17 protein-coding genes are annotated in these 25,028 nt (G+C 41.5%); all 17 read right to left on the minus strand.

The window, feature by feature from the left end:
* Positions 1–52 precede the first annotated feature (52 nt).
* The 17 genes from NST74_RS25190 to NST74_RS25270 all read right to left on the minus strand — a co-directional run bounded on the left by NST74_RS25190 (position 53) and on the right by NST74_RS25270 (position 24,952).
* Complete coding sequence (locus NST74_RS25190; RefSeq protein ID WP_341115970.1) at positions 53–1,756, minus strand: sugar ABC transporter substrate-binding protein; 1,704 nt, start codon at positions 1,754–1,756, stop codon at positions 53–55.
* Between the two features lie 115 nt (positions 1,757–1,871).
* A complete protein-coding gene (locus NST74_RS25195; RefSeq protein WP_341115064.1) occupies positions 1,872–3,410 on the minus strand; it encodes a response regulator transcription factor in 1,539 nt (512 codons plus the stop codon).
* 15 nt (positions 3,411–3,425) lie between these two features.
* Positions 3,426–5,231: a sensor histidine kinase gene (locus NST74_RS25200; RefSeq protein ID WP_341115065.1), complete on the minus strand. Its 1,806-nt coding sequence runs from the start codon at positions 5,229–5,231 to the stop codon at positions 3,426–3,428.
* A 25-nt stretch (positions 5,232–5,256) separates the two neighbouring features.
* A complete protein-coding gene (locus NST74_RS25205) occupies positions 5,257–6,789 on the minus strand; it encodes a response regulator transcription factor (RefSeq protein WP_341115066.1) in 1,533 nt (510 codons plus the stop codon).
* A gap of 206 nt (positions 6,790–6,995) precedes the next feature.
* Positions 6,996–8,048, minus strand: a complete 1,053-nt coding sequence (locus NST74_RS25210) for a bifunctional transcriptional activator/DNA repair enzyme AdaA (protein ID WP_341115067.1) — start codon at positions 8,046–8,048, stop codon at positions 6,996–6,998.
* 7 nt (positions 8,049–8,055) lie between these two features.
* Positions 8,056–8,844, minus strand: coding sequence for an isocitrate lyase/PEP mutase family protein (locus NST74_RS25215; RefSeq protein ID WP_341115068.1), 789 nt, complete (start codon positions 8,842–8,844; stop codon positions 8,056–8,058).
* 195 nt (positions 8,845–9,039) lie between these two features.
* Positions 9,040–9,966: an EamA family transporter gene (locus NST74_RS25220; protein WP_042132474.1), complete on the minus strand. Its 927-nt coding sequence runs from the start codon at positions 9,964–9,966 to the stop codon at positions 9,040–9,042.
* A 223-nt stretch (positions 9,967–10,189) separates the two neighbouring features.
* Positions 10,190–10,303 (minus strand): S-layer homology domain-containing protein, encoded by a 114-nt coding sequence (locus tag NST74_RS25225; protein WP_341115069.1) that lies wholly within the window; start codon positions 10,301–10,303, stop codon positions 10,190–10,192.
* Positions 10,304–10,317: 14 nt separating this feature from the next.
* A complete protein-coding gene (locus NST74_RS25230; protein ID WP_341115971.1) occupies positions 10,318–10,668 on the minus strand; it encodes an S-layer homology domain-containing protein in 351 nt (116 codons plus the stop codon).
* A 67-nt stretch (positions 10,669–10,735) separates the two neighbouring features.
* Entirely contained in the window at positions 10,736–12,553 is a 1,818-nt protein-coding gene (locus tag NST74_RS25235) for an FAD-dependent oxidoreductase (RefSeq protein WP_341115070.1), read from the minus strand.
* Between the two features lie 145 nt (positions 12,554–12,698).
* Positions 12,699–13,973, minus strand: a complete 1,275-nt coding sequence (locus NST74_RS25240) for a MerR family transcriptional regulator (protein ID WP_042130969.1) — start codon at positions 13,971–13,973, stop codon at positions 12,699–12,701.
* Between the two features lie 198 nt (positions 13,974–14,171).
* Complete coding sequence (locus tag NST74_RS25245) at positions 14,172–16,859, minus strand: copper amine oxidase N-terminal domain-containing protein (RefSeq protein ID WP_341115072.1); 2,688 nt, start codon at positions 16,857–16,859, stop codon at positions 14,172–14,174.
* A 212-nt stretch (positions 16,860–17,071) separates the two neighbouring features.
* Entirely contained in the window at positions 17,072–19,129 is a 2,058-nt protein-coding gene (locus NST74_RS25250) for an iron ABC transporter permease (RefSeq protein WP_341115073.1), read from the minus strand.
* Between the two features lie 8 nt (positions 19,130–19,137).
* Positions 19,138–20,160 (minus strand): ABC transporter substrate-binding protein, encoded by a 1,023-nt coding sequence (locus NST74_RS25255; RefSeq protein WP_341115075.1) that lies wholly within the window; start codon positions 20,158–20,160, stop codon positions 19,138–19,140.
* A 206-nt stretch (positions 20,161–20,366) separates the two neighbouring features.
* Positions 20,367–21,206 carry a BglG family transcription antiterminator LicT gene (licT, locus tag NST74_RS25260; RefSeq protein WP_339288078.1) on the minus strand — a complete coding sequence of 280 codons (840 nt, stop codon included), beginning with the start codon at positions 21,204–21,206 and terminating at the stop codon, positions 20,367–20,369.
* Between the two features lie 280 nt (positions 21,207–21,486).
* The gene (locus tag NST74_RS25265) at positions 21,487–23,331 is read right to left on the minus strand and encodes a beta-glucoside-specific PTS transporter subunit IIABC (protein ID WP_341115077.1); all 1,845 of its coding nucleotides are present in this window, start codon (positions 23,329–23,331) and stop codon (positions 21,487–21,489) included.
* A gap of 208 nt (positions 23,332–23,539) precedes the next feature.
* On the minus strand, positions 23,540–24,952 hold the full coding sequence (locus NST74_RS25270; protein ID WP_341115078.1) for a glycoside hydrolase family 1 protein: 1,413 nt from the start codon (positions 24,950–24,952) through the stop codon (positions 23,540–23,542).
* Positions 24,953–25,028: the final 76 nt, after the last annotated feature.

Below are 25,028 nucleotides of genomic sequence, written 5' to 3' on the forward strand. Positions count from 1 at the left end.
GAAAGTGGTTGGCTAATAAGCCACCACTTTCTGATTTTTAAGCAAGCTCTAACTATTTAACACTCCAAGTATCAAATCTCCATTTAAGCTGTTCATTGATTCTATCTTCGTAAGCTTTAATATCCGCTTTATGAAGTTCTCCAACAAATTCAGTCCAAACTTTATCGAAATCGGAAGGGCTAGCCAAGATTGCTTTTGGCAGGTACTTGGTTTTAACTTCTCCCATCTTCGTATCAGCAATTTTTGCTGGAGAATTTTCAACAAGATCTATCGACCAAGCTGGATAAGCCACTGGGTTCGGTCCAGGCTTACTGAAGAAATCTACATAACTGTTGAATCCATATGCGTCAAGGACTTCCTTGTCATACGCTTCCAACCCTGCTTTATATTCTTCCGGTTGGGCTGCCGCATCCGTTGAGTTACCGTCTGCAAAGTATCCTTGCATTTTAGGAGCAGTAGCATACCAAGCTTCTGCTTTGTTACTTAGCTTCCATGTTGCATCAACTGCGTTGTCCCGTTGTTCTTGGGTTCTTATAAAGCGACCGTCTTCCACTTGATAATCTTCGCCTTCAATACCCCAAGTGAGGGTTTTTTGCCAATCTTCTTGAATTAATGTGTCCATAAGTTTAAGGATTCTCACTGGATCCTTAGCATTGACAGTGATCCCGAATCCATTATTCAAGTTAAGAGCAGGGCGATCCAGATAATAATCTTTGGTGTTAGTATCATATACAAGAGGCAAACCTACATAAGTGCTCATATCTTTCCCTTGTGTTTTGAGTGAATCTTCTGCTTTCTGGAAGTTCCAGTGCTGATCAAACATTCCTAGTACGGCTCCGCTGGACAATTTAGCTAAATATTGGTCATAATCCATTACAAATGCTTCTTTGTCAATAATACCCAACGCATTCATATCATTAAGCTTTTTATAGTACTGCTTAGCATAATCTTTATCCGCAAAGATTTCTGCTACGTTATCCTTAACTACTACTCCGCCATCATTTGGATGCCCGATCAGATGCTGAGGAGCGTTGAACAATCCCCAGTTTCTCCAGTCTTTGTTATGAATCTCAAACCCAATTGTTGGTTGACCATCAATGGTTGGATTTTTCTCTTTATATTTCACGATAAGATCGAAATACTCGTCCAAAGTTTTAACGGTTGGATAACCGGCATCTTTAAGTACGGCTTTCTGAATCCAGAAAGCTGGGCCCGAGTAATAAGTTGTATTCATCTCACCGTTATACGCACCATAGTTTGGAAGTGTATAAATGTGTCCATCATTTGGATCCTTCATCATGTTCCAGTAAGCTGCGTAATGCGCTTTCAAATTCGGAGCGTGTTCTTCAATCAAGTCCTCAAGAGGAATAAATGCGCCTGCTGCCGTCAGTTGGGTATTAGAACTCATCAGATCCGGATAATCCGAACCGGCAATCATAACACCAAGCTTCTGTTTAAGATCTCCTGCCAAGAATTCGAAACTGAATGATGCACCTGTTTTTTCTTTGATCATCTTGTAAATTTTGTTATCTGGTGTGGGTTGCTGACCTGCTTCTCCAAGAAAGATACTAACTTCAAAAGGCTCTACCTTCTTGTCATCGGTTCCAGCTGCAGTTGCAGCTGTTGTTTCTGCTGGTTTGTTTTCCCCCTTAGCAGTATTACCGCTGTTATTTCCACCGCACCCTGCTAGAGCAAAACTTAGGGATAACACAGCAATCAGACTAAGTTTGAACTTTGATATTGACTTGCCCCCCATAAAGCACCTCCATATTTTGTTGGTGAAACCATATTGTAAGCCCTTACAAGTTAAATTATAGAGGTGATGATGCCATTGATAATACGCCAGAACTAAAGGTATACCCCCAAAAAGTTTAGGTATTCGCATGTTTAAATTCATTAGGGCTCATCTTCATCTTCTTTTCAAATTGTTTGAGGAACTGGCTATAATTGGAATACCCTACTTTCTCGGCGATCTCACTATTTTTGAGCTTATTGTGTTGAAGTAAACGTGCAGATTCCTTAATCCGGAGGTCATGCAGCTGCTCATTAAAATGAATGCCATTCTTCTTGATCAATAATTGTCCCAGATACACTGGATGCAGGAAGAAAACCTCCGACAGCTTTTTGATTGTAAGATTTTCGTGATAATGCGCTTCAATATAGTTGTTGATTTCCTGTACAATCCCCTGTGATTTTTGGCTTTGTTCTTTTAGAAGAATATCAATACTTGCCTCACCACATGATAAAAGATTACGCATTAAATCGTTCAACTTCATCATCGAGTCCCGCATTTCAGGGATTGTTATTTGGGTTAACAGGGAGGATACTTGAACTTCACTAGCTTTCGAAGTAAACTCAACGATCTTATACATAATATGAATAACGATCTTCTTCACAACTTCAGGAGCAATGCGCATCTCACGAAAACTGCGAGAGGCCAAGCCCACAGCTTGTTTAAAGCCTTTTATGTCTAGTGTGTTAATCGGTCTCATTAAATCATCCATCAGTTGAATTTGATCATAGTGATAGCTGAACTGACTATCTTTGGTTCCCTGATAGGTCAAGAATCCTGAATGATCCGAATTATAAAAATAATACATTAGCGCTTCTTTCGCCGTTCGGTAGCTATTCGCAATTTGAAGCAAAGAGCCCTCGCTATCCCCTACTGCAATATACATGGCTTGCTTAGGATGTTCATTCAGCAAGGGAGCTACTGCATGATATATTGCAGCACCCTCATCAGACTCCGAAGGATAGCCGTATACGATTCCAAAGCAATAAGCCTCCAGATCGATCAGAAACATCGATTCCGTATTCGTTAGGAGAGCAACTGCTTTCTCTCTGATTTCCGTATACATCGTCGGGTCTGTCTGTAGTAAACAAATATTCCAAAGGCTTTTGCCTTCCGATAGACGTGTAAGTACTGTAAAATCCGACTTATCTTCTGCCTTCTCATTCAGAATGCTCTTAAGAAGAGAGACAACCTCCTCTGAGTTTGCCATTTGATTTAAGCTTCGCTTCTGAGTTTCCTGTTCTAATTCCTGATATATCTCCTTCAATTCTTCTGACGCCTCTTCTTCGAATAGCGGCTTCATCAGATAATGGTTAATGCCATAACGTATAGCTGTCTTAGCATATTCAAACTCACTATAACCGCTTAGTATGGCAAACTTAATCGGTTTAGTCTCCTCTTCCTGCCAGGCGGAAACCATTTCCAGACCATTCATTAGCGGCATATTTACATCGGTAATGACAAGATCCGGCAGTAGCTGCCTTATTAACTGTAAGCCCTCTTTGCCATTACTGGAGGTTCCACATACTTCAAAGCCAAGCGCCTGCCAGTCTATCCATAGCTGCATCCCCTCAAGAGCACTAGGCTCATCATCGATCAACAATACTTTGTATTTCATAGGCTCCCTCACCTTCTAGCTATTTTTTCGTTCCAGGAGCTTTAGCGGAATGCCAAACGTGACAACGGTCCCTTCATTTGGGACACTGCTGATTTCAAAGCGAACCTGATCTTCATAATATAGCTCCAGTCTGCGATACACGTTGCGGATTCCGATATTCGTTCCTGAGGAGGCTTCTTCATTTTGAATATTAAATAAAATCTCTTTAAGCTGGCTTGGTTCGATCCCTTTACCGTTATCTGAAATCGTAACTTGCAAACGACTATCCTCGATTTCCGTCTTTACTTTAATGATACCGAGTCCTTCTATGGCCTGCAGACCATGCTTACAGGAATTTTCTACTAAAGGCTGCATGCTTAGCTTTGGAATTTTATATTGCAGCGACTGCTCATCGATCTCAAATTGATAATCAAATTTATCTCTGAACCGGAATTTTTCTATTTTCAGATACATCTCAATGAACGTCATTTCTTCTTCCAATGTAACGAGATCTTCTTTCCAGCTAAGTAGTCTTCTGAGCAACTTGGATAAACTCTTAATGATGTCTGTAACGTCCGAATAATTATTTTTGGTACAGACCACTAAAATGGCATTTAAAGTATTGAAGAGAAAATGGGGATTCATCTGACTTTGCAAAAAATTCAGTTCAGCCCTTACTCTTTCCATCTCCAGGTTATTCTTTTGAATCTCTAGTTTGTATACATCGTTAATTAGAGAATTAATTTTAGTGGTCATTCTATTAAAGTTGTGAATCAAGTCACCAATCTCATCTTGTCCTTCATCGATTTGAATAAGATCGAATTTCTCATTCGTTACTTTCTGCATATGCCTAGACAACCGTTTCACCCGATAATTGTAGGATCTTAACATCACATATAAAAAGGCGGTTGTGAGCAAGGTGACAATGGACGCCAAAATACCCGCATAAATTCGAATCTCCAGAATCGCCTGAGCAATACGTTCCCCCTGCGTAACCCCTATAATTCGCCAGCTTTTTATATAACTAGCCCCGCCAACGGGTACAATATGTATGTCTTCCTTGCGCTCATCATCCTGAAGCTCGAATACAGGATAAGGATCCTTCGTACCTCTCTGATACCCGCTCTGAGCAGACATAATGATTTCATCCTGCCCGTTAACCAGGTAAAGACTCAAATAATCCTTTTCTCTAATTATAATGTCATATATTTTACTGAGATCCAGGTCAATTCTAAGCAGCTTCTCATAGGTATTCAGTGAGCTGTATACATCCATTCGTTCAATTACACTTAAATACGGGGCATTAGAAGCCACATTAGGCGCTGCGCTCATTTGATAAGCAGCAAGAAACATATGTTTATTCGCAGCACTGAACTGCTTATACCACTCACTCTCCCTTACCTTGTCCGTGATGACCTGATAGTTACTCCCGGAAACAATGGAGTCATTATTCGTAAATACAGTAATTCGTTCAAGCTGATTGTTAACTGGCATATAACTGTTCATCCGATCTCGAAGCTGTTCGTCGAAGGTGTCATAAAATTCAATCATGTTCCCATACCTCCGCTCTAGCAATTCATACAGATTCTTATCGGAGGACAGCGTATAGCTAACTGCTACTCCACCCTCAATGAAATCTTGAATATCCTTTCTGGCCCTCTCTAAAGAGATTTCTAAGTTTTGCTGTTCTCTGGATTTGATCAAATCAGAAATCCGATCCAAAAAAACAAGGTTGATAATAATGATAGGGAGAAGTACACCTATAATATAAATGAGGGAAAATTTATAGTTCAGTGGAATGTCATTGACTACTTTTCTAAATCTGAATTTTTTTCTCTCCATACGAAACACCTTGCTTCCCCTAGAGCTATTGGTTTTTATTTTCATTTTTATAGACGGATGGGACTACCCCTACAATCAGCTTGAACTTGTCTATAAAATAGTCTGTATTTGAAAATCCCACCTGCACCGCAATATCCGATATTTTCAGCTGCGTTCGCTTAAGCAGACTTTTGGCTTCCTCAATCCTTTTGGCATTTAAATATTCACTAAAGCCCTGACCCGTTTGTTTCCTGAAAAGCTGTCCCAAATAGGTAGAATTGATATGAAATTGCCGTGCTAAATCCTGAAGCTTCAATTTATTCCGAAATTCACGATCCACATACTGAATCACCTTGTAAATCGTATTTTGTTCATTCTGCTGCTCTAATTCAGATAAATATACCGTCGCCAGCATAGATAGACTTTGAACATAGCGGCTTAATGCAAAATAATCATTTAACTCCCCTAAATTTCCATATTCTTGCTGAATCTTTATCATCATCGTATCTGGACTACCATTCATTTGGGCTATAAGTGTACAAATTGTAAGCTCCAAATGAGCCACTTGGGCTTGCACGATTTCAATCGTCAATAGATTCTCTACGAAAAAAGCAAACGTTTCTTTTACACATGGCTGTATCTGTTCTATATCGTTTGCCAGAACCTTATCCAGCAGCAGTTTGAAGTGATCCTCATGGTGTTCATTCTTCTTTAGAGCCCTAAGCTCACAATAATAAAAAACCCCCTTCTTCTGCTGATGTGTCTTGCGTTTCCATACATCAAGCGCCTGCATATAGATTTCTCGAATCGAACACACGCCTACCCCCCTAGTGCTAATCGCCAGGAGTACCGGCTCATGTGATTGTTCAGCAAAATCCGAACGAATCTGGTTGATGATAGCGTCCAGACTCTCATTCCCAATAGAAGCAGACTCAAGAATGATCCCTGTTCTTCCCGATCGATCTTGAAAGAAATGTATACTTTCCTGAGGAAAGTAGTCGACGGTTCGTGGAAGAAATGGATTCAAAGATGTGGCTGGTTCGATAAGAATACACATTAATTCTGCATTCGCTTGAAGCTTCAACGTGCTCTGGGTTAGAAGCTCTAAATTTTCGTTGCACTCACCTTGAATTAGACGGTTGATAATATTGTTTACGATAAAAAATTGCTTCTTATCAAGCTCTTCATTGGAAGCGATTTCATTTCGAATCATAGGCGTAATCCTGCTTAATAATGACTCTATTTCTTCATCATCAATAGGCTTTAATAAATAGTCGTTCACTCGTTGTTGCAATGCCGTACGTGCATATTTAAAATCATTATACCCGGTCAATACCACAAATTTCGGAGGCTTAGGCATCAATTCATTCAGCTTTGTGATAAGCTCGAGACCATTAATAACCGGCATATTAATGTCCGTTAGGACCAATTCCGGTTTATATTCTTGTATAAGTCTCATCGCTTCTGAACCATTACGGGCTTCCCCGCACACTTCAAAGCCGTATTTTTCCCAATCAATCATCGTTCTCAGCCCTTCAAGTACCCAGGGCTCATCATCCACGATCATAACCTTCAGCATGATGTTCGCTCCAATCTCCTTAAGATAAGACTGCGCTTTCTTATGAAAATATATATTATGCTATCACAATTGGATATTGTTGTGATAGCATAAAATTTCCTTCTTTTGCTTGAACTAGTGCTTTTCTCACTTAAAAAACAATAAAAAACGATGTATCCAGACTTTCAGACACATCGAATTCAATCCATTTTCAGTTGATATACGCCCTACAAACTAATGGTTTTCTCATGATTGATTAACCATTCTTTTCTTGCAATACCGCCGCCATAGCCTCCTATTTCACCGTTACTATTGATCACTCGATGACATGGAACCAAGATCGATAATTGATTTGCTCCATTAGCCCTTGCTACAGCGCGGCAAGCCGAAGGGTGATTTATATTCTCTGCAAGCTCCTTGTACGAAACAGTTTGGCCTACAGGAATTCTTCGTAGTTCATTCCATACATTTTGCTGAAAATCAGATCCAAGATAACGAATCGGCGTTCTGAATTCTATAAGTTCTCCTTCGAAATAAAGATTTAATTCCTCTTCAATTTGCTCTAGCACAGGAACCTTTTCAGGCAAAATCGTTGCATTTAAGCGGGTGCGTAATTTCTTGATTTCATTCTCAAGTCCCTTTCGGTCTACAAACTCCAGCAGTAAAAGGTACTCTTCCTCTGCGATCGCAAGCATAGACCCTAATATCGTTTCTATCCAGGTACAGTGCAGCACTTTAATCTGCTTGGAGTGATTCGGGACGGTGCCCATCGTTCGTGAAAAAGCATCCCTAAATCCATTACTCGAATCGTACCCGCTATCCAGTTGCGCGTTAATGATAGAATCCCCATTCCTGATATGTTTGAATGCCAGCCCTAAACGTCTAGAACGTGCATATTCAATAAAGGTCATTCCGAATTGCTTCTTAAATTGTCTGCGTGCAGTATTTGCACTAATCGACAGCTCATCAAAATCTTTATCTGTCCATTTCCTTTCCGGATTACGCTCTATAGCTTCAACAAGAAGCTTTACTTCTGAGGACATTTTTGTGGGATTGGACAAAGGCTGGCATCTTTTACACGGTCGATATGAAGCTAACAAGGCTTCTTTGGCTGTTGCGAAAAACTCACAGTTTTCTTTATATGGCTTTTTAGCCGGACAAGTTGGCCTGCACATGATGCCTGTTGTTTTTACGCCGACAAAAAATACACCTTCATAATTGGAGTTTTTTTCGACTAACATCTCATAATATTTATCGATTTGCTGTTTATTCGTGATCATAGTGTTGTTAGCTCATTTCTAAATAATGTGCGGGTGGCTGCAGAATGGACCGGGCATCGTCTTGAAGATGATGCAGTGCTTGAAAGTAACTATATGGACCATAGCTAATTCTTTTTACGCCAAGCTCCTGCAATTCAGCATTAGAAATCATACCATCCATCACCATAACATTTACAGGCAGTGGCGACTTTTGCGCAAATTGTTCTATCAAACTTTGCTCAGTCAACCCCGGAATAAAAATCCCGTCTGCCCCAGCCTCAGCATAAGCATAGGTACGTTCTATAGCTTCATTTACTAGACCCAGCGAATGCTTCGTTTTTTTGAAAAAGAGATCGGTTCTGGCATTAATAAACACCTTCTTCTGAAGCTTGGCTGCTGCTTGCTGTATCGTTCGAATTCGCTGACTCTGCTCCTTGATTGCCCATAATTCATCGTCCGGATGATTCACCTTTTGATCCTCGAAATTGATCCCGCAGATGCCTAATTGGAATAATTGTTCCATGTTATTGGCTAAGGACTCTTCATCTACAGCATACCCACCCTCAATATCTACCGTCAATGGTACAGATACATGTTCTGCTATTCTCGAAACAGACCACAGTAGCTGCTCAAATGAGAGCTGTTCGCCATCCGAATACCCCCATGCATCCGCCATTGCGAAGCTGCTTGTGGCTATAGCCTTTGAACCTGCTTTTTCTATCGCTTTGGCCGAAGCTACATCCCAACAGTTATATAGCATTAGCGGTTTCTGTTGATTGTGCAGAGATTTAAAATAGTCATAGTCAATTCTGTTCATCAGTGGTCAACTCCATTAAATAGAATAGCACCACTATATAATAGGCATTGATCCGTCATACCAGAAAAATTAACACCAATCTTTTTTTGTACAAGCGTAAAACGCTTTCGGCGATATAAATTTATATTTAAAAAAAGCACCGAGGAATGATCTTATCCTATAAGGACCTGATCAAACCTCAATGCCAGTTTGCACTTAAAGCTCTATTTTACGTAGTGGTTGTTTAGGGGATGGTTTGGGTGACTTTTTCCCTGTTCGCATCGGGATGATTTGTGGTGCTGCAATTCCAATTAGAACGACGAAAATTCCAACCCAGCGAAGCAAAGATACATCTTCTTGCAGAACTAACACGGAGGCGACTACAGCCGCTGGCAACTCCGCCGCACCAAGAATCGTTCCCAGGCCTGAACCCAGTTTCGGAACACCAATGGAAAAGAAGAGTACAGGAATAACTATACCAAGCAGCCCTAAAGGAAGACCATACTTCCAAAGTCCATCTGTAAGTGCTCCGTCATAAATAAAGGAAGGCGAAAAAACAACCATAATAATAATCATTGCACTTGTAGTCATATACAAGCTTTTATTCACTGCAGGTACCTGCGTAGCCACTCTACCACTAACAAAAATATAGAAAGCAAACGACACCGCAGACATCAGACCGAAAACAATACCACTCGTAGTCATTTCGCCTACACTAGGTTCTAGAATCCCCCCAGCTAATATGGTTCCTATCAGAAGGATAACCATCGAAATTATTTTCTCTCGACTAGGCCATTTTCTATCTACAATCGCCTCCAGAATCACACCAATCCAAGTAAATTGGAATAAGAGAACGATCGCAATCGAAGCAGGTAATTGTTCAACGGCAAACCCATAGAAAATACCCGTCATACTAATGGTAATCCCCGCGCCTAATAACGAAGCACCTACCTTTAACCCGAGTTTTTTTCGGGAAAATAACACAACTAACAAGAGCAGCATGCACCATCCAAAAAAGTATTGCGACCCAACCAGTTGCTGCATTCTAAAGCCATCATTCATTCCAAGCTTAACGATCGTGGAGAGCGATCCATAACTACATGCACCTACAAATACTAGTAAAGCATATTTGAGTAACTTCATATTCATCGTAATCTTCTTTCCTTTCTGTTGAACCTTCCTATTGGACCGTCCAAATCACATAATAAAGCCCCTTGTCATCGAAATGACAAGGGGCGACTGAAACCAAAGAATACATCTTTGACAAAATTCCGCCACTCCATCCACTGGATAGAGTTTGGTTTATTTACTTATAACAACACGAATCATAATATGATAAATCACACAGGGTGTCAACTTGAAATGTTTACATTAACTGAAACAACCCATACACAATCACTGCTGCCTGAGCCCGAGTAGCATGTGCTTTAGGTGCAAAGCTGTCCTTGCCAACCCCTTGAATGATGTTTGCACCACTCAAAGCTTGAACAGCCTCTAGCGCATAGCCCGAAATACCAGATGCATCTGTGAAATGAGCTGGCTCTCCCCATCCGGTCTGCCTTGAACAATACCAAGCTTCGCGGCGGCAGCAACGGAGCTATAGTACCAGTCATTCTGCCCAACATCCTGGAATGTACTTACTGCGTTGACATCATCCAGTTCTAGAGCAAGCATCAACATCTTCAGGAACTGTGCCCGAGTTACATCCAACTGTGGCCCGAAGGTATGATCTCCTATGCCCAGCAGGATTTCTCTGGCGGCAAGAGCTTGAATACTATGTTGTGCCCAGCCTAGTCCAGCGATATCATTAAAGGTGTAACAATAAAAAGGCAAAAAACACTTCATCAAGCCCTTTGCTCCATGAAGGTTTTTTGCCTTATTGTTTATTGAATTCTATTTATCTGCACAAGATTCATTTTCCATCGACAACTGCTTTGGCAGCATGTTCTCCGCTCAGTCGACCGCTAGTTAGGGCATATTGCACAGCACTACCGGTCATGTACACTTGATTGTACAAATAGCGATTCGCTGCTTCTCCGCCTGCGTAAAGATTGTTAATGATGGATCCATCTTCTTTTACAACCCTATAGTTCTCGTCAATTTTCAAGCCGCCAAAAGTCCCCATCGTTCTAGGGTAATTCTTAATCGCATAGAAAGGTCCTTTGTTCACTGCAACAAGCGTTGCCGCTTCTTTTCCAAAAGCATCTTTGCCTGAAGTTACGCCTGCATTGAAAGTATCCATTGTTGTTACTAGTGCATCTCCAGGTAGCTGCATGGCAGAAGATAATTCTGCAATAGTATTTCCAGTAGCAATCTCATCACTTGGAAGCTTAGCTTCCAGTGTTTTAATCACTTCCGCATTAGCAACACTAGAATCGAGAACCACCCACACTTGTTCATTCTTAGCTGCCTTATTTGTTACAAGGGCGTAATGGCTATTTTCATTCATGTAACGCTCGCCCTTTTCATTCACATATACCTTCGTTGTATCCCACTCTAGGGCACTCAAGCCAGGAATACGAGCAGTCATCCCTAAACCGATGATCCATGGGTCTTCATAAAGAGCAGCTCCTAATTTCTCAGCCATAAGAATTCCATCCCCTGTACTACCTGCACCTGCTGCACTGATATCCATGTTCTCAACAAATTCTGGCAAGAACTCCTTCATTAATTCCTCACTCTTAGCAAAACCACCCGAAGCAATGATCACCTTTTTAGCATGAACGATCAGCTTGCCTTCAGCATTCTCAGCCGTAACTCCGATCACATCGCCTTTATCATTCGTGATTAACTCGGTAGCTTTGGTCTCCGTAAGGATATCGATTCCTTTATCCCTAAGTGTCTTTTCCATATTTGCGATTAAGCTTGCTCCACCTGCTTCAGGAAAATGCAGGCGAGCTACAGGATCAACGCCATAACCTTGTACACTTGCATATTTATGATTCATGGTATCTACTAACCATTCTGTCGTATCTACAGCAGCATCCATAAAAGTACGCACCCGATCGTAATCTGGATAGTTACTCTCCGGATTACTTGTGCTTTGACGTTCCTTCCACAGCTCTAACCATGACTCTGGTGAGTCTTCAATGCCTTGCTCTTTTTGAAAACGAGTGCCCGTTGCCCCGATTGCTCCACCAGATAAAGCTGTTGAACCACCTAGCGTTGCTAATTTTTCTAATACGATAACTTTGGCACCATTCTCAAAAGCGGATCCAGCCGCAGCAAGCCCTGTACCGCCTCCACCAATAATGACAACATCAGTGGTTAACTCCGTTGCCTTTTGCTCCTTAGCATCCGTTACAGCTGCCACCTTAAGCGCCTCTACATCTCCACCCGCTTGTTTGACGCAATCCTCCACTGCAGTAAGAATTGCCTTTGAGGAGTTCGTTGCACCAGATACAGCATCAACAGCCAATGTCTGTCTCTCAACAATTTGCTGCGGAATACGTTCGAACGGCGTATCACTAAGACCTTTGGTTTCACTTTGTTCCTTCACTACAACTGAGACGATCGATTGCTCGTCGAACACTACTTCAACCGTCACATCGCCATTGTTACCAGCGGCTGTCGCCGTATATGTCCCTGCTTTATACATAGCAGAAGCTGAGGCGGTATCTGACTTGGCACTATTGGTAGTCTCTGAAGCAGATGGTGAACACGCCGCTAAACTTAGCAGCAATACAAGACCTAATAACAACAAGCTTACCCTTTTCAAATTCCTTTTCATTCTTGTTCCCCCTTGATATATAAGCACGTAATGATTACTAACCTGAGTGTAAATTCTGGGGTCATCACCACGTCAAGGGAACTTTGTGAAAAAAAGCACATTAAAAATCACGAAAAAAAGAAAAGTATGGGGTTAACCCAATATTTTAGGAAATCAAATTTTGTCTTCTTTTCCGCTCAAATTCGTTCGCAGGTGAAATGTTATCGATCTGACTTTTTTTCCTGCCCGCATACAGCATTAGATATTGTTCTTTATCATTCATATCAATATAGGGGTTGTTCTCAAGAACCGGACCGATTTCTGCAACCTCTAGCTGTGAAAAATACAAAGCATCCAATCTTTCCAATATTCTATTTTTATTAAAGTAATCTCTTAATTCAAGCGGAATGTTTATGAAGTCCTTGCTTTTCGTTCCGATATGAGGATAGGCACCCGTGAGAAGACCCTCTTCTTTTAAAAACGGCGATACAATATCTAATAAGGATTTATTCGTTGATTTAGCGTATATTCTGCTCATCCAATGATCGATGATGATATCCATAGAGGATTCTGCAATCGGTAATTGATCCATGGCACAGCAGAAAAAGATGAAGTTACTATGCTCATGCTGTTGCACTAAATTATCCTTCACACTCGTTATTCTGTCCTTGTCATGACAAATAAGCACATAAGTGCAGCCTTTAGGCAGGTAATCAATATACTGCATTAGAAATCTACCCACACAATTATCTAACTCCATGATATATTTAGGGCTATTTCCGTGGTTTAAAATATAGTCGATGATCGTATGAGTTCCGTTGTACATAAAATTCACAAACTTCGGCGAAGTCACCTCGAGGAATTTTTTCTTCGAAGGGATCTCAATCTTTTTCCTTACCGCCTTCTTATCGATGTAGATTCCATCTTCTATCACAGCAATGTAACCGCATTCACAATGAACAGTAGCTTCGATCAGCATACTTTTTTCTACAATCCCGTCACTGATCTCCAAAGCTTGCTTGCAACAAGGGCAATATAATAAACCTGTAGAGGACAGAGGAAATCCCAGTCTTTTCTTTTCACTGATTCCATACCTTTTCAACTCATTGATTCGATCTTTCAGGAGGAAGTCAATCTCCTTACATCTTTGCTGTTCTTTCAGATTTTGCTCTTTTTTTCGCTCCAGTAAGGATAAATAGAAATCTCTGAACTCATCTGTCTTTTCACCGCCAATGCGATTGAAGCATAAAATCTCCTGAATTTCAGTCAACGAAAAATCCAACTGCTTCAGCATCGTAATTTTTTCGATATCACAGCTATCTTCTTCACTAAATTTATACTGCCAGCCCTGTTTTTCAGCAACTAGAAGGCCCATATCTATATAATGACGAATGGTATCTTGCGTCACGTTATTCTTTTTGGAGAATTCACCAATTTTCATTTTTCTTTGCTCCTTTTTAGTCATATGAGGTACAAGATTTCAGGATCGTAACATAATCAATTGTGAAAAATAGCACAAACTTCTCGGTTACTACTATATCATGAAACTCAAGGAAATTATGTACATAAAACAAAAGCCTGACCATTAGTGGCCAGGCTAAAAGAGCTAAAAGTCTCATTCCAATTCCATATCGTACGTTTAATCTCTTCCGTCACGCCCTGAGCTTAATTCAAACTCCTCCGTTGAATTTGAAAGACCGCCATTCTGCATACCGCTATTGTTGGCTACAGCAAGAACATACACCTTATACTTAATACCTTTAACAATTGAGTTACCGTTAACATCCCTTGTCGCAGTGAATGTTGAAGGATTCGTCCCGTTAGGGGTTACCGACGAATAATAAGAGGAATTCACCGCAAGAGCATCCGCCGTACCAAACCCTTGTTTAGACGGAACCACCAATACTCGGTATTCCGAAATATTGCTCTCATTGGCGGATTTGTCGAAACTAATCAGGATTCTACCATTGTCCTCTCTATACGTTACATTTGTTACAGAGATCACCGGACTTTTATTCGCAGATAACGTAATGGCCGATGATTCCCCGGAAATTGCATTTGGACCCGCATAATTTCCGTTGCCGGCAGATAATACATACACTTTATAACTAATTCCAGCCTTTATTAATTTACCACGTACGTCTCTGGCGGAAGAATCTAATACTTGGCTGGTACTGCTGCCTGATGTACTTACCGAGGTGTAATTAGCACTGGATACATTATTTGCATCAGACAGGCTAAAGCTGCTGTAATCAGACGTAGGTACCACCATAATCCGGTATTGGTTGATGTAAGTTTCATCTGTGGCGTGGTTAAACGATACCTGCAAATCCCGGCCGTCGCCGTAGTCATTAACATCGCTAACATTCAAGTTTGTAACAGCCTTTAGGCTGGAATTATTAAACAATGTAACTATCGGTGAAGCGGAAGAGAGCTCATTAGAATCCGAATAGCCTCCACTTCCAACAGATAACACATACACTCTATAGCTACTCCCACTCTTAATCAGATCACCGAGAACATCTCTAGTTGACGAATACAAGACCTGATTGGTAGAAGAACCACTTGTACTAACAGCTGTATAGTTGCCACTTACTACATTATTAGCTGCGTATAAATCAAAACTGCCATAATATGACGTCGGAACTACCAAAATTCGGTACTGACTGATATAGGTTTCGTCCGTTGCATGAGTAAATGACACTCTCAAATCTCGGCCATCTCCATAATCATAAACATCGCTGACACTCAAGTTAAAGACTGTGCTCACACTGGAATCATAAATTAATGTAATTACTGATGAAGCATTCGAAAGAACATTCCCTCCTGAATTACTTCCGCTTCCAATAGATAAGATATATACTTTGTAGCTGACTCCATTCTTTATCAAAGCTCCACGTACATCTCTGGCTGACGAGCTCAATGTTAGGCTGGTTGAAGTACCATTTGTACTAGCCGCTGTATAGTTGGCATTTGTTACATTATTGGCTTCGGCTAAACTAAAGCTACTGTAATATGACGTTGGAACCACCATGATCCGGTACTGGCTAATATAGGTTTCGTCCGTCGCATGAGTAAATGACACCCTTAAATCTCGGCCATCATTATAGTTGCTAACATCGCTGACAGTTATGTTAGAGACACCTATATTGGTCAGCGTTATTGCAGAGGAAACAGAAGACAAAACATTATTAGCTGCATTACTGTTATCCATCGCCATAACAAACACTCTATAGTTTACGCCTGTTTTAAGAAGTGCTCCGTCTGTATCTTTGGATCCTGAAGATAAAATTTGAGTGATATTATTCCCTGTCTTACTGACTAGCGTGCTGTTCGCACTAGATACATTATTGGCTGTGGTTAAATTAAAATTCGAATAATTATTAGCTTTGACAACGAATATCCGATAAGAACTTATCTTCGACTCATCTGACAGCTTATTGAAGCTGACCGATAAATCTCTTCCATCCCCATAATCACTTATATCATTTACTTGTACATTATTTATTGCTGTTACAGTCTTATTCACTAGTGTTATAGAGGAGGACCCAATAGAAAGTACACTAGTATTACTTCCCTTGCCAACCGTCAAGATATACGCCACATACGCTTGATTATTCTTAATTGAATCACCATCAACAGTCCTCGAAATGGATGTCAATTTAATCGAAGGATTTGTGCCTGTCGGTAATACCGTAGAATAATTGTAAGAGGCTACCGCTTGTGCGGATGACAGGTTGAGAATATTCCCTGACTTCACAATCAGAACACGGTAATGATCTACTAGAGATTCATTTACTGCTCGTGTGAAGCTAACCTGAAGATCCCGGCCGTCACCAAAATCACTCACATCCTGCGCTACTATGTTAGATACTGGTCCAGCGTTTCCAACATTCGAGGCAGAAGTCGTTATAGTTACAACTTGCGTCTTAGGGTTCCATCCCACTTCATGGCCCAGCGCTTCACTGACGAACCTTGTTGGGACCATCGTTCTCCCCTTCAGATTTAAACCAGGCACGTCTAGAGTTACAGCCTTATTGTTAATGGTGGCTGTCTTTGAGCCAATCTTTAACATAATCGTTGTATTATCTTTAGTTGCAGTTACAGTTTGTGCTTTTTGATCCCACTTGATGGAGGCATTAAAGGCCTCAAAAATAGCCCGCAGCGGTACCATCGTCCGCCCGTTCACCATTACCGGTGCTTGATCTGTAGACAATCGAACACCGTCAATAATAATACTGATCGGAGTAGCAGCCTTCACTGAAGATTGAAATATCATCGGAAAGGCTACTAAAACCACTAAAATTGAAATCCATAACTTTTTCACAAATCCACCCTCCTGGAATGACGAATACATTTTTTACCTACTTATTTGACGCCTCTAAGTATATAAAAGTTTCATGATTTATAGGTTACAAAAAAATAATCTTCCCCATCAGTCCATGATGGAAGACGGGTTATGCACTCAGAGAAAAAAGAGAGAGCGGTATTACCACGCTCTCTCCTTCCAGTACTCAAATTATTTAGCTTGGCGAAGATTTACACTTTTTTAACCTGTGATCTATACATTAGAAATAGGAAATACGGAGCTCCGATCAACATAATAATAAGGCCTGATGGGATTTCTTTTGGTGCCATTATGGTTCTTCCCAGCGTATCCGCAATCACGAGCATCAATCCGCCAAGTAATCCTGACAAAACAATAGATCGTCTTGTGTGATGCCCAATCATCATCCGTACCGCATGCGGCGCCATAAGTCCGAGGAACCCAATGGTTCCTACACTTGCAACGGCTCCCGCTGCAAGCATCACACCGATAATCATCGCCCAAAGTCGAGTTCCGCGAACGGGCAGACCCAAACCTGTTGAACTCTCATCGCCAAATGCTAATAAATCGAATCTGCGTCCAAAATAATAAGCCAATGGAACAAGTACAATCAAAAAGATAAACAAGCTATTAAATTGATTCCAGCTTCGTCCGTAAGTCGAACCCGTTAACCAAATTAAGGAGCTGCTGCTCCATAAACTTCCCTTAACGATCATAACCTGTATTCCCGCAGAGGCAATGGCTGATACAGCGATTCCAAGCAGAATAAGGACAGATGGATTCAAGGCTCTACGCCATGCCAAAACAAACACAAAGGCTGCAGCTAAAGCACCACCCGCAATTGCTGCAATGGGGACCGCTATTACCGTCAGTGCCGGAAAAGCGATCATCACAGTTAGCGCCCCCAATCCAGCACCCGAGGTCACACCTATAATGGAGGCATCAGCCAGCGGATTTCGGACAGCGCTTTGAATCAAGACCCCGCTAATGGCAAGCGCTATACCGCCGCCAGCCGCAACAAGTGTACGCGGAAGTCGTAAATTCAACAGGACGGAATACGATCCATCTCCGCTGTGGACAAGACTGCTCAACAAATCCCTGATCGGTATTCTCGTTCCCCCAAGTGACAAACTCACAAGGATAACAACAATGAGCAGGACGGTCATAAATATGACCGTCGGAACAAAGCGCATCCGAAGCGCTGTTCCGCCTATATTCATAGATGACTGACCAGAGCCTGAACCTGAGATATTTTTCATCTTGGTGAGCACTAGCCAAATGAGCCAAGGCGCTCCAATGATCGCCATAACTGCCCCAACTGGCATCTCCCCTACACTGCTACGAACCACGCGCGCAAGCGTATCCGCTGCCGTAATGAGCAGGGCTCCCCACAACGCACTTGCAGGAATGAGCAGGTGGTGCTTTCGAATACCACTAAGCCGAACCAGATGAGGAGCCACTAGACCAACAAATCCGATCGGCCCGACCACGCTGACCACGACCGCAGCCAATAATACAGATAAACCTAAACCTAAGCCCCGTGCCAATCCAACACGTTGCCCAAGCGAGCGGGCAGTGGATTCATCAAGCTCCAGCGCATCAAATTGTCTACCTGCGAGCATAGCTGCTACAAGCAATGGAATTACAAACGGCCAGGCATACTTAACACCGTCCCAATCTAGCTGAATCAATGAGCCTGAGCCCCATAAGAATAGGTTTTGTGTTTCGTTCTTGTTAAAAATATGTAGGGCGGATGTAAAAGCTCCGAGAACCATAGACACGATCATACCTGATAATGCCAATCGGACAGGCGTAGCCCCTTTGCCACCGCTCAACAAATAGGCGGCTAATGCGGCAAGCAGTCCCCCTGCTACTGCAAGCAAGAATGGGAACTGATGCTGCAAAGCTGGAAAAGTAACCATTCCAAGGACAACCATAAAATAAGCTCCGGCATTAATCCCTAATGTATCTGAGGAAGCGAGCGGATTCTTCGTTATCGTTTGCAGTAATGCTCCAGCCGCAGCCAGGGCGGCCCCAGCCAATAGGCCTATCACCGTACGCGGCATCCGGATATCCCAGAGCAGATTATGTTCCATCACATCCTGGCGATTCAGCAATCCCTCCAGCACCGTAGCTGCAGGGATTTTGGCTTCACCGAAGCCTAGGCTTAGAATGGACAGAACAAAGAGGGCGGCAAGGCCGCCCCCAAATATTACAATGATACTCCAGATCATTCCACTTGAGGCTTCTTTTCTGCTCTTCCCGTTCATAAAAGCACTCATTTCGTTAATGTATTTATAACTTCATCCACGATAACCTTGGAGGAGATCGGACCGCCGAAAACCCAAGTAGTACTGCTCAATCCGAAGGTACGATTCTCTTTCACAAAGTTAAGGCCGTTCCACACGGAATTATCCTTCAGCTCTTTCGTGAAAATATTATCATCCTTCTGGACGATATACATCAGGTTAGTATCCTGAACAGCCGGCAATGCTTCAACCGTTGATGTAGTGAAGCCGTAAGCTTCGAATTTTTCGGGTTTCCAGTCGTTCTTCAAACCAATCCGCTCCAATGTTTGTACAGCAAGTGAGTTATCTGTAAAAAGACGCAATGTTGCTGCATTCTGGTAGCTATAGGCTTGCGTCAGCACGTAATTCAAGCCTTCTTTACCTGCTTCAGCCAGCTTTGCCTTCGCTTCCGCATAATGTGCATCCAGGTCAGCAAGAACCTTGTCGCCTTTCGCGGTTTTACCTACAGCCGCTGCAATCGTTTTGAAAGTATCTTCCATCAACGTATACTGATTACCTTGTCCTTCTTCCGGGTATAGACCGAAAATCAGTGTTGGAGCGATGCCTTTTAATTGATCATAAATTCCTTCGTGTCCACCCGTATTCGCAATAATCAAATCTGGTTTTAATGAAGCAATGGTCTCTAGATCCGGCTCGTCGCGTGAACCAACATCCGTTACGCTTGCATCGAGTGGTACCTCAGAAGTTACATATAACTTGTAGTTTTCGTTATCGGCGTTCCCCACCGGCTGCATTCCGAGCGCAATAATATCTTCCGTAAATGTCCACTCCAGAACTACAACCTTTTGCGCTGGTTTATCCAACTTAACCTCGCCTTTAGAATCTTTTAATACGATCGGACCGCTTGTAGATTCACTACTTGCATTTTCAGAAGCTGGTTTGTCATTTGCTCCCGCGTTGGATGTTGAATTATTCTTTTCGTTAGTACCACAGCCTGATACTACCAATACGATAGCAATAACCATAAATAAACTAATCAACCTTTTGTGCATTCTCTTTATCCCCCTGTATGTACCGCTCGAAGTTATATTCTATGATAATTGTTATCATTCTATTGATAATGATTATCATAGAGAACATAATAGATATCTTATACGTGATTCCGCTGAAAGTCAAAGTTAAAATTTTATATAGAAGGACCTTCCCATACAAAAAATCCTAATAAATCAAGGGTTGCCTTGATCATTAGGACGTTCTATTACTCCATTTTTTGGTTGGTAATTCTTTCAATGTGTATGGTGAGATACAACATTTCATCATTTGTTAATTCACGATTGTATGTTTTATCAATATAGATTTTTATTTTCTCAACACTGGCGAAAGCTTCTTTGTATTGCTCCTTCACTAAATTAAATAAGCCATTCTCATTATCCGGCGGCGGTGTACCGTTGATGAGACGTTGTGCAAAAAATTTCAAGTGAGTGATAAACCGGTAATAAGAGAGGGACTCCTCATCGTATTCTAGTCTGAAATGATGCTTCACAATATTTAATATATCATTCATTATCTTCGTAATATTCACCATATTGGGCATCTCTTCATTTAATTCAGCATTCACCAGATGGAGAGCAATATGTCCGGCCTCATCCTCGGGAAGCATAATGCCGAACTTTGAGTGAATAATTTGAAGTGCAGCTTTCCCAACCTCGTATTCTTCCTTATAGAACTTTTTAATTTCCCAAAGCATAGCGTTTTTAATCTTCATTCCTTTTGAGAATCGCTCCAACGCAAAGCTGATATGATCGGTCAGACTAACATAGATGCTATCGTCCAACATTTTACCGAGTTGCAGTTTGGCAAAGTTGATAATCTCTTCTGAAAGCTCCATATGCTCTATTGGAATCTCGGAAAGAAGCGTTTTTAGCTTATCTGAAAGTTTTTGATTGTTTAACGTGAATATTTTTTCAATTTTGTCTTCTTCTAAGATGTCTCCTCGTTTTTTCTTAAAAGCAAGGCCTCTCCCCATGATTACCAATTCAATATTTTGATCATCTATAACGGTAACTACATTATTGTTTAATATTTTTTCAATCTGCATGCTACAACTCCTTGTACCAAAAATTAAAAAAGGCAAAACCAAAAGTAACCATTAAACAAATGGCTTAACTTCGGGTTTTGCCTGCACGACCAGTAACAATCCACAATTATTAATTTATAAAAATCATACCATGGACTTATTTAATCGACAAGCATCTAGCAATCCTTTCCATTATGCGCAGCTAGCTATATTTTTATTATGTTTTTCATAAAAAAATCGACCTCTCAGCATCCATACTAAGAGATCGATTTCGTTTTAATTCTTATGACCTGCCACTAAATCAAACTACTACCGTCAACAAATCTTCGCCCGGTGTGATCGCTGCTTTTTTGGTGCCAATGACGTCACTATAGTTAGCTGTATTGGTAATAATGATCGGTGTTGTACTTTGATAGCCTTCATTTTTAATTTGTTCGAGATCGAATTCAATCAGTAAGTCACCCTGTTTAACCGTTGCTCCTTCTTCCACCTTCACATCAAAGTATTTACCCTTTAACTTCACAGTTTCTATACCGATATGAATCAGAACTTCAACGCCATCATCCGATACGACTGCAATACAATGCCCTGTTCTAAAAATGGTGGATACAACCCCGCTTACTGGGGAGTACAGCTTACCTTCTGAAGGTTCAATTGCCATCCCCTTGCCCATTGCTTCAGAAGCAAATGCAGCATCATCTACGGAGGATAAAGGGATTACGTTACCGGCGAGAGGGCTCACAACCGTTGTACTTTTCACAGCGTGAGGCAGAATAACCTCATTGTTCTCAGAACTCGTCGTTTCTTCCTCAGCGATCACTTTCTTTTTGTCTTCAAAACCAAAGAACATTGTAATCACCATAGCCAATATAATCGTCCCAAGAGCTATGATCGCTTGAATTGCCAAAGGAGTGAATGCCGGAAGACTTAATATGCTCACAAATGCGAATACTTCCATTTTCACACCAGCAAGACCCGACATTGCACCACCTAGACCCCCGGCAATGGATACATAAATAAAAGTCCGTTTGTAACGTGTCAACAATCCGTAAATAATAGGTTCAGTTACGCCTGAGAGCGCTCCTGGTAAAAAGGTACTTCCGGCTAATGTTTTCAGCTTTTTGTCTTTTGTTTTCAAGAAAATACCTAAGGCAACACCAAGTTGAGCGAAAATAGCCATACCTGCCATTGCATAGATTGGATCTCCGCCTTTAGCAATGTTTTCAAGAATAATCGGAACGAGTCCCCAATGCAAACCGAGTACAGTCAGGTACGTCCAGGAAATCCCCACGATTGCACCCGTAATAATGCCACTCTTACTACTTAAGAACACAATAGCGTCCCCGATTAAGTTCCCTACATTTACTCCAAATGGTCCGAATACCAAAATCGTCAAAGGAACAATCACCATCAAACAAAGCATAGGTACCAAGAACAATTGTAAATCCTTGTGTATAAACTTTCTTAGTTGCTTATCTAGTAAAGCATATATACAGATGGCGATGAAAATCGGAAAAACGCTTGATGAATAATCCGACATTACTAAAGGAATACCTAGAAAATGTGGAGATTCAACACTGGCTAATCCCGTAATATTTGGTTCGAGTAAAGCCGCACCGATAGCGCCCCCTACGTAAGCATTTACACCAAGTCTAATCGATAATGTAATGCCTAGGAAAATTGGCAGAAAGTAAAAAACGGCATTACTAGCGCCGGCTAGTACTTTGTAAGTCTCACCATCCGCCGCTAAAACATTTAACGAAGTCAGTACGGTTAATAGCGCTTTCAACATACCCGCACCCGCTAAGGCACCAATTAAAGGTGAGAAGCTTCTAGAAATCACATCAAAAATTAAAGCTCCTATAGGTTTCTTAACCGCATTATCACCAGAATTACTATTAGGGGATATGGATTTGCTTATCTCTTTATAAACATCAGCAACATGGGTACCCACAATGACTTGGAATTGTCCCCCTTTGCTAACTGCACCAATAATCCCCTCCATTTTATCCAGCTTTTCTTTATTAACTTTCTGCTCATCATTAAGTGTGAATCTTAGTCGAGTAGCACAGTGAATTACGTTGTTAATATTTTTCTCTCCACCGACAGATTGAATGATGTCTTTACCCAGCTGTTCATAACTCATTATCCTACACCCCTTTGGTAACCGATAAATTAATCAATCGAGAATAAGTGAACGCAAAAAAACCTAAATCGCATCTATGTACTAGAGAGAAATTCCCCGTAATCATAAATGAAACTTAGGTTTTGCCTGCTATGCAGTAGCAATCCTGATATCCGATTAATTGTTACTTACAAATTAACATGTTCAATTCATGATGTCAACCGACCTACTAGAACAAGCTCTGTCCGTTGGATTCAATCACTTCTTTGTACCAGTGGAAAGACTTCTTCCGGTATCGATCAAGAGTACCTGAACCATCATCATGACGGTCCACATAAATGAAGCCATAACGTTTCTTTAGTTCGGCGCTCGTTGCGCTAACCAAGTCGATGCAGCCCCAGCTTGTATAGCCCATGACTTCCACACCGTCGGCAATAGCTTCTGCGACCTGGACCAGATGATCTCGTAAATAATTGATCCGATAATCATCGTTTACTACCTTTTCGCCGTTGCCATCTACTACCAGCTGATCGACAGCGCCAAGACCATTTTCCACGATAAACAGCGGTTTCTGATATCGGTCGTAGAACATATTCATAACATAACGCAAGCCCTGCGGATCGATTTGCCAGCCCCATTCGCTCGCTTCCAGATACGGATTCGCAACCCCGCCTAGCAGGTTACCTTCACCTCTGATTTGTTTTTCAGGATCAGCCGTCTCACAGGTGCTCATATAATAACTGAACGATATGAAGTCCACGGTATGCTTCAGAGCCTCTTCGTCCCCTGGCTCAAAGTGAATATGAATCCCATTTTCTTTGAAGAAACGCTTCATATAGCCTGGGTAATACCCTCTAGCATGCACATCCGCAAAGAACATATTTTTGTGATCGCTTTGCATCGCCTTAATCACATCGTCCGGATGCGGAGTGAGCGGATAAATCGGCATGCTAAGCACCATACACCCTATTTGGAAGTCTGGATTAATCTCATGTCCGATCTTCACAGCCAGAGCACTTGCTACGAACTCATGATGAATAGCTTGATACAGATCCTGCTTACTCAATTTCTCTAACGGCGTATTGATCCCGCCACTCATAAATGGAAACTCAAGAATGGAGTTAATCTCGTTAAAGGTCAGCCAATATTTAACCTTGTTCTTGTAACGGTTATATATCGTTCTTACATAGCGCTCGTAAAAATCCACCATCTTACGGTTAACCCATCCATCATATTCTCTTGCCAGATGTAGCGGAGTTTCATAATGGGAGATAGTCACCAGTGGCTCGATGCCGTATTTATGACACTCATCGAATAGGTCGTCGTAAAACTGCAGACCTTTTTCATTGGGCTCCAGCTCGTCCCCTTTCGGAAAAATCCGGGACCAGGCAATAGACGTCCGGAACACTTTAAAGCCCATTTCCGCGAACAGCTTAATATCTTCTTTATATCGGTGATAGAAATCGATTCCCACCAGCTTCATATTATCGTCAGTAGGAACCTCTGTAGGCGCAGACTTAATCCCCTTCGGCATAACATCTTGGGTGGACCATCCTTTACCATCCTCCTGATACGCCCCTTCAAGCTGATTGGCTGCTACAGCACCGCCCCATAAGAATCCTTTTGGAAATTGCAATTCCATATTTTTTCCCGCCTTTGCTATTGTGATAGTATAGGATTACTGCTCTAATTCGAATCCTAAACCTTGGAACGCGTTA

Source organism: Paenibacillus sp. FSL F4-0125 (genome assembly GCF_038008565.1).
Taxonomy (GTDB): Bacteria; Bacillota; Bacilli; order Paenibacillales; family Paenibacillaceae; genus Paenibacillus_AQ.

Bases quoted from the DNA above. Each gene is read 5' to 3' on its own strand.
- NST74_RS25230 (WP_341115971.1), bottom strand. From the start codon at position 10,668: ATGAAGTGTTTTTTGCCTTTTTATTGTTACACCTTTAATGATATCGCT.
- licT (WP_339288078.1), bottom strand. From the start codon at position 21,206: ATGCAGATTGAAAAAATATTAAACAATAATGTAGTTACCGTTATAGAT.
- NST74_RS25220 (WP_042132474.1), bottom strand. From the start codon at position 9,966: ATGAAGTTACTCAAATATGCTTTACTAGTATTTGTAGGTGCATGTAGT.
- NST74_RS25255 (WP_341115075.1), bottom strand. From the start codon at position 20,160: ATGCACAAAAGGTTGATTAGTTTATTTATGGTTATTGCTATCGTATTG.
- NST74_RS25190 (WP_341115970.1), bottom strand. From the start codon at position 1,756: ATGGGGGGCAAGTCAATATCAAAGTTCAAACTTAGTCTGATTGCTGTG.
- NST74_RS25240 (WP_042130969.1), bottom strand. From the start codon at position 13,973: ATGAAAATTGGTGAATTCTCCAAAAAGAATAACGTGACGCAAGATACC.
- NST74_RS25215 (WP_341115068.1), bottom strand. From the start codon at position 8,844: ATGAACAGAATTGACTATGACTATTTTAAATCTCTGCACAATCAACAG.
- NST74_RS25270 (WP_341115078.1), bottom strand. From the start codon at position 24,952: ATGGAATTGCAATTTCCAAAAGGATTCTTATGGGGCGGTGCTGTAGCA.
- NST74_RS25200 (WP_341115065.1), bottom strand. From the start codon at position 5,231: ATGGAGAGAAAAAAATTCAGATTTAGAAAAGTAGTCAATGACATTCCA.
- NST74_RS25205 (WP_341115066.1), bottom strand. From the start codon at position 6,789: ATGCTGAAGGTTATGATCGTGGATGATGAGCCCTGGGTACTTGAAGGG.
- NST74_RS25250 (WP_341115073.1), bottom strand. From the start codon at position 19,129: ATGAACGGGAAGAGCAGAAAAGAAGCCTCAAGTGGAATGATCTGGAGT.
- NST74_RS25265 (WP_341115077.1), bottom strand. From the start codon at position 23,331: ATGAGTTATGAACAGCTGGGTAAAGACATCATTCAATCTGTCGGTGGA.
- NST74_RS25210 (WP_341115067.1), bottom strand. From the start codon at position 8,048: ATGATCACGAATAAACAGCAAATCGATAAATATTATGAGATGTTAGTC.
- NST74_RS25195 (WP_341115064.1), bottom strand. From the start codon at position 3,410: ATGAAATACAAAGTATTGTTGATCGATGATGAGCCTAGTGCTCTTGAG.
- NST74_RS25235 (WP_341115070.1), bottom strand. From the start codon at position 12,553: ATGAAAAGGAATTTGAAAAGGGTAAGCTTGTTGTTATTAGGTCTTGTA.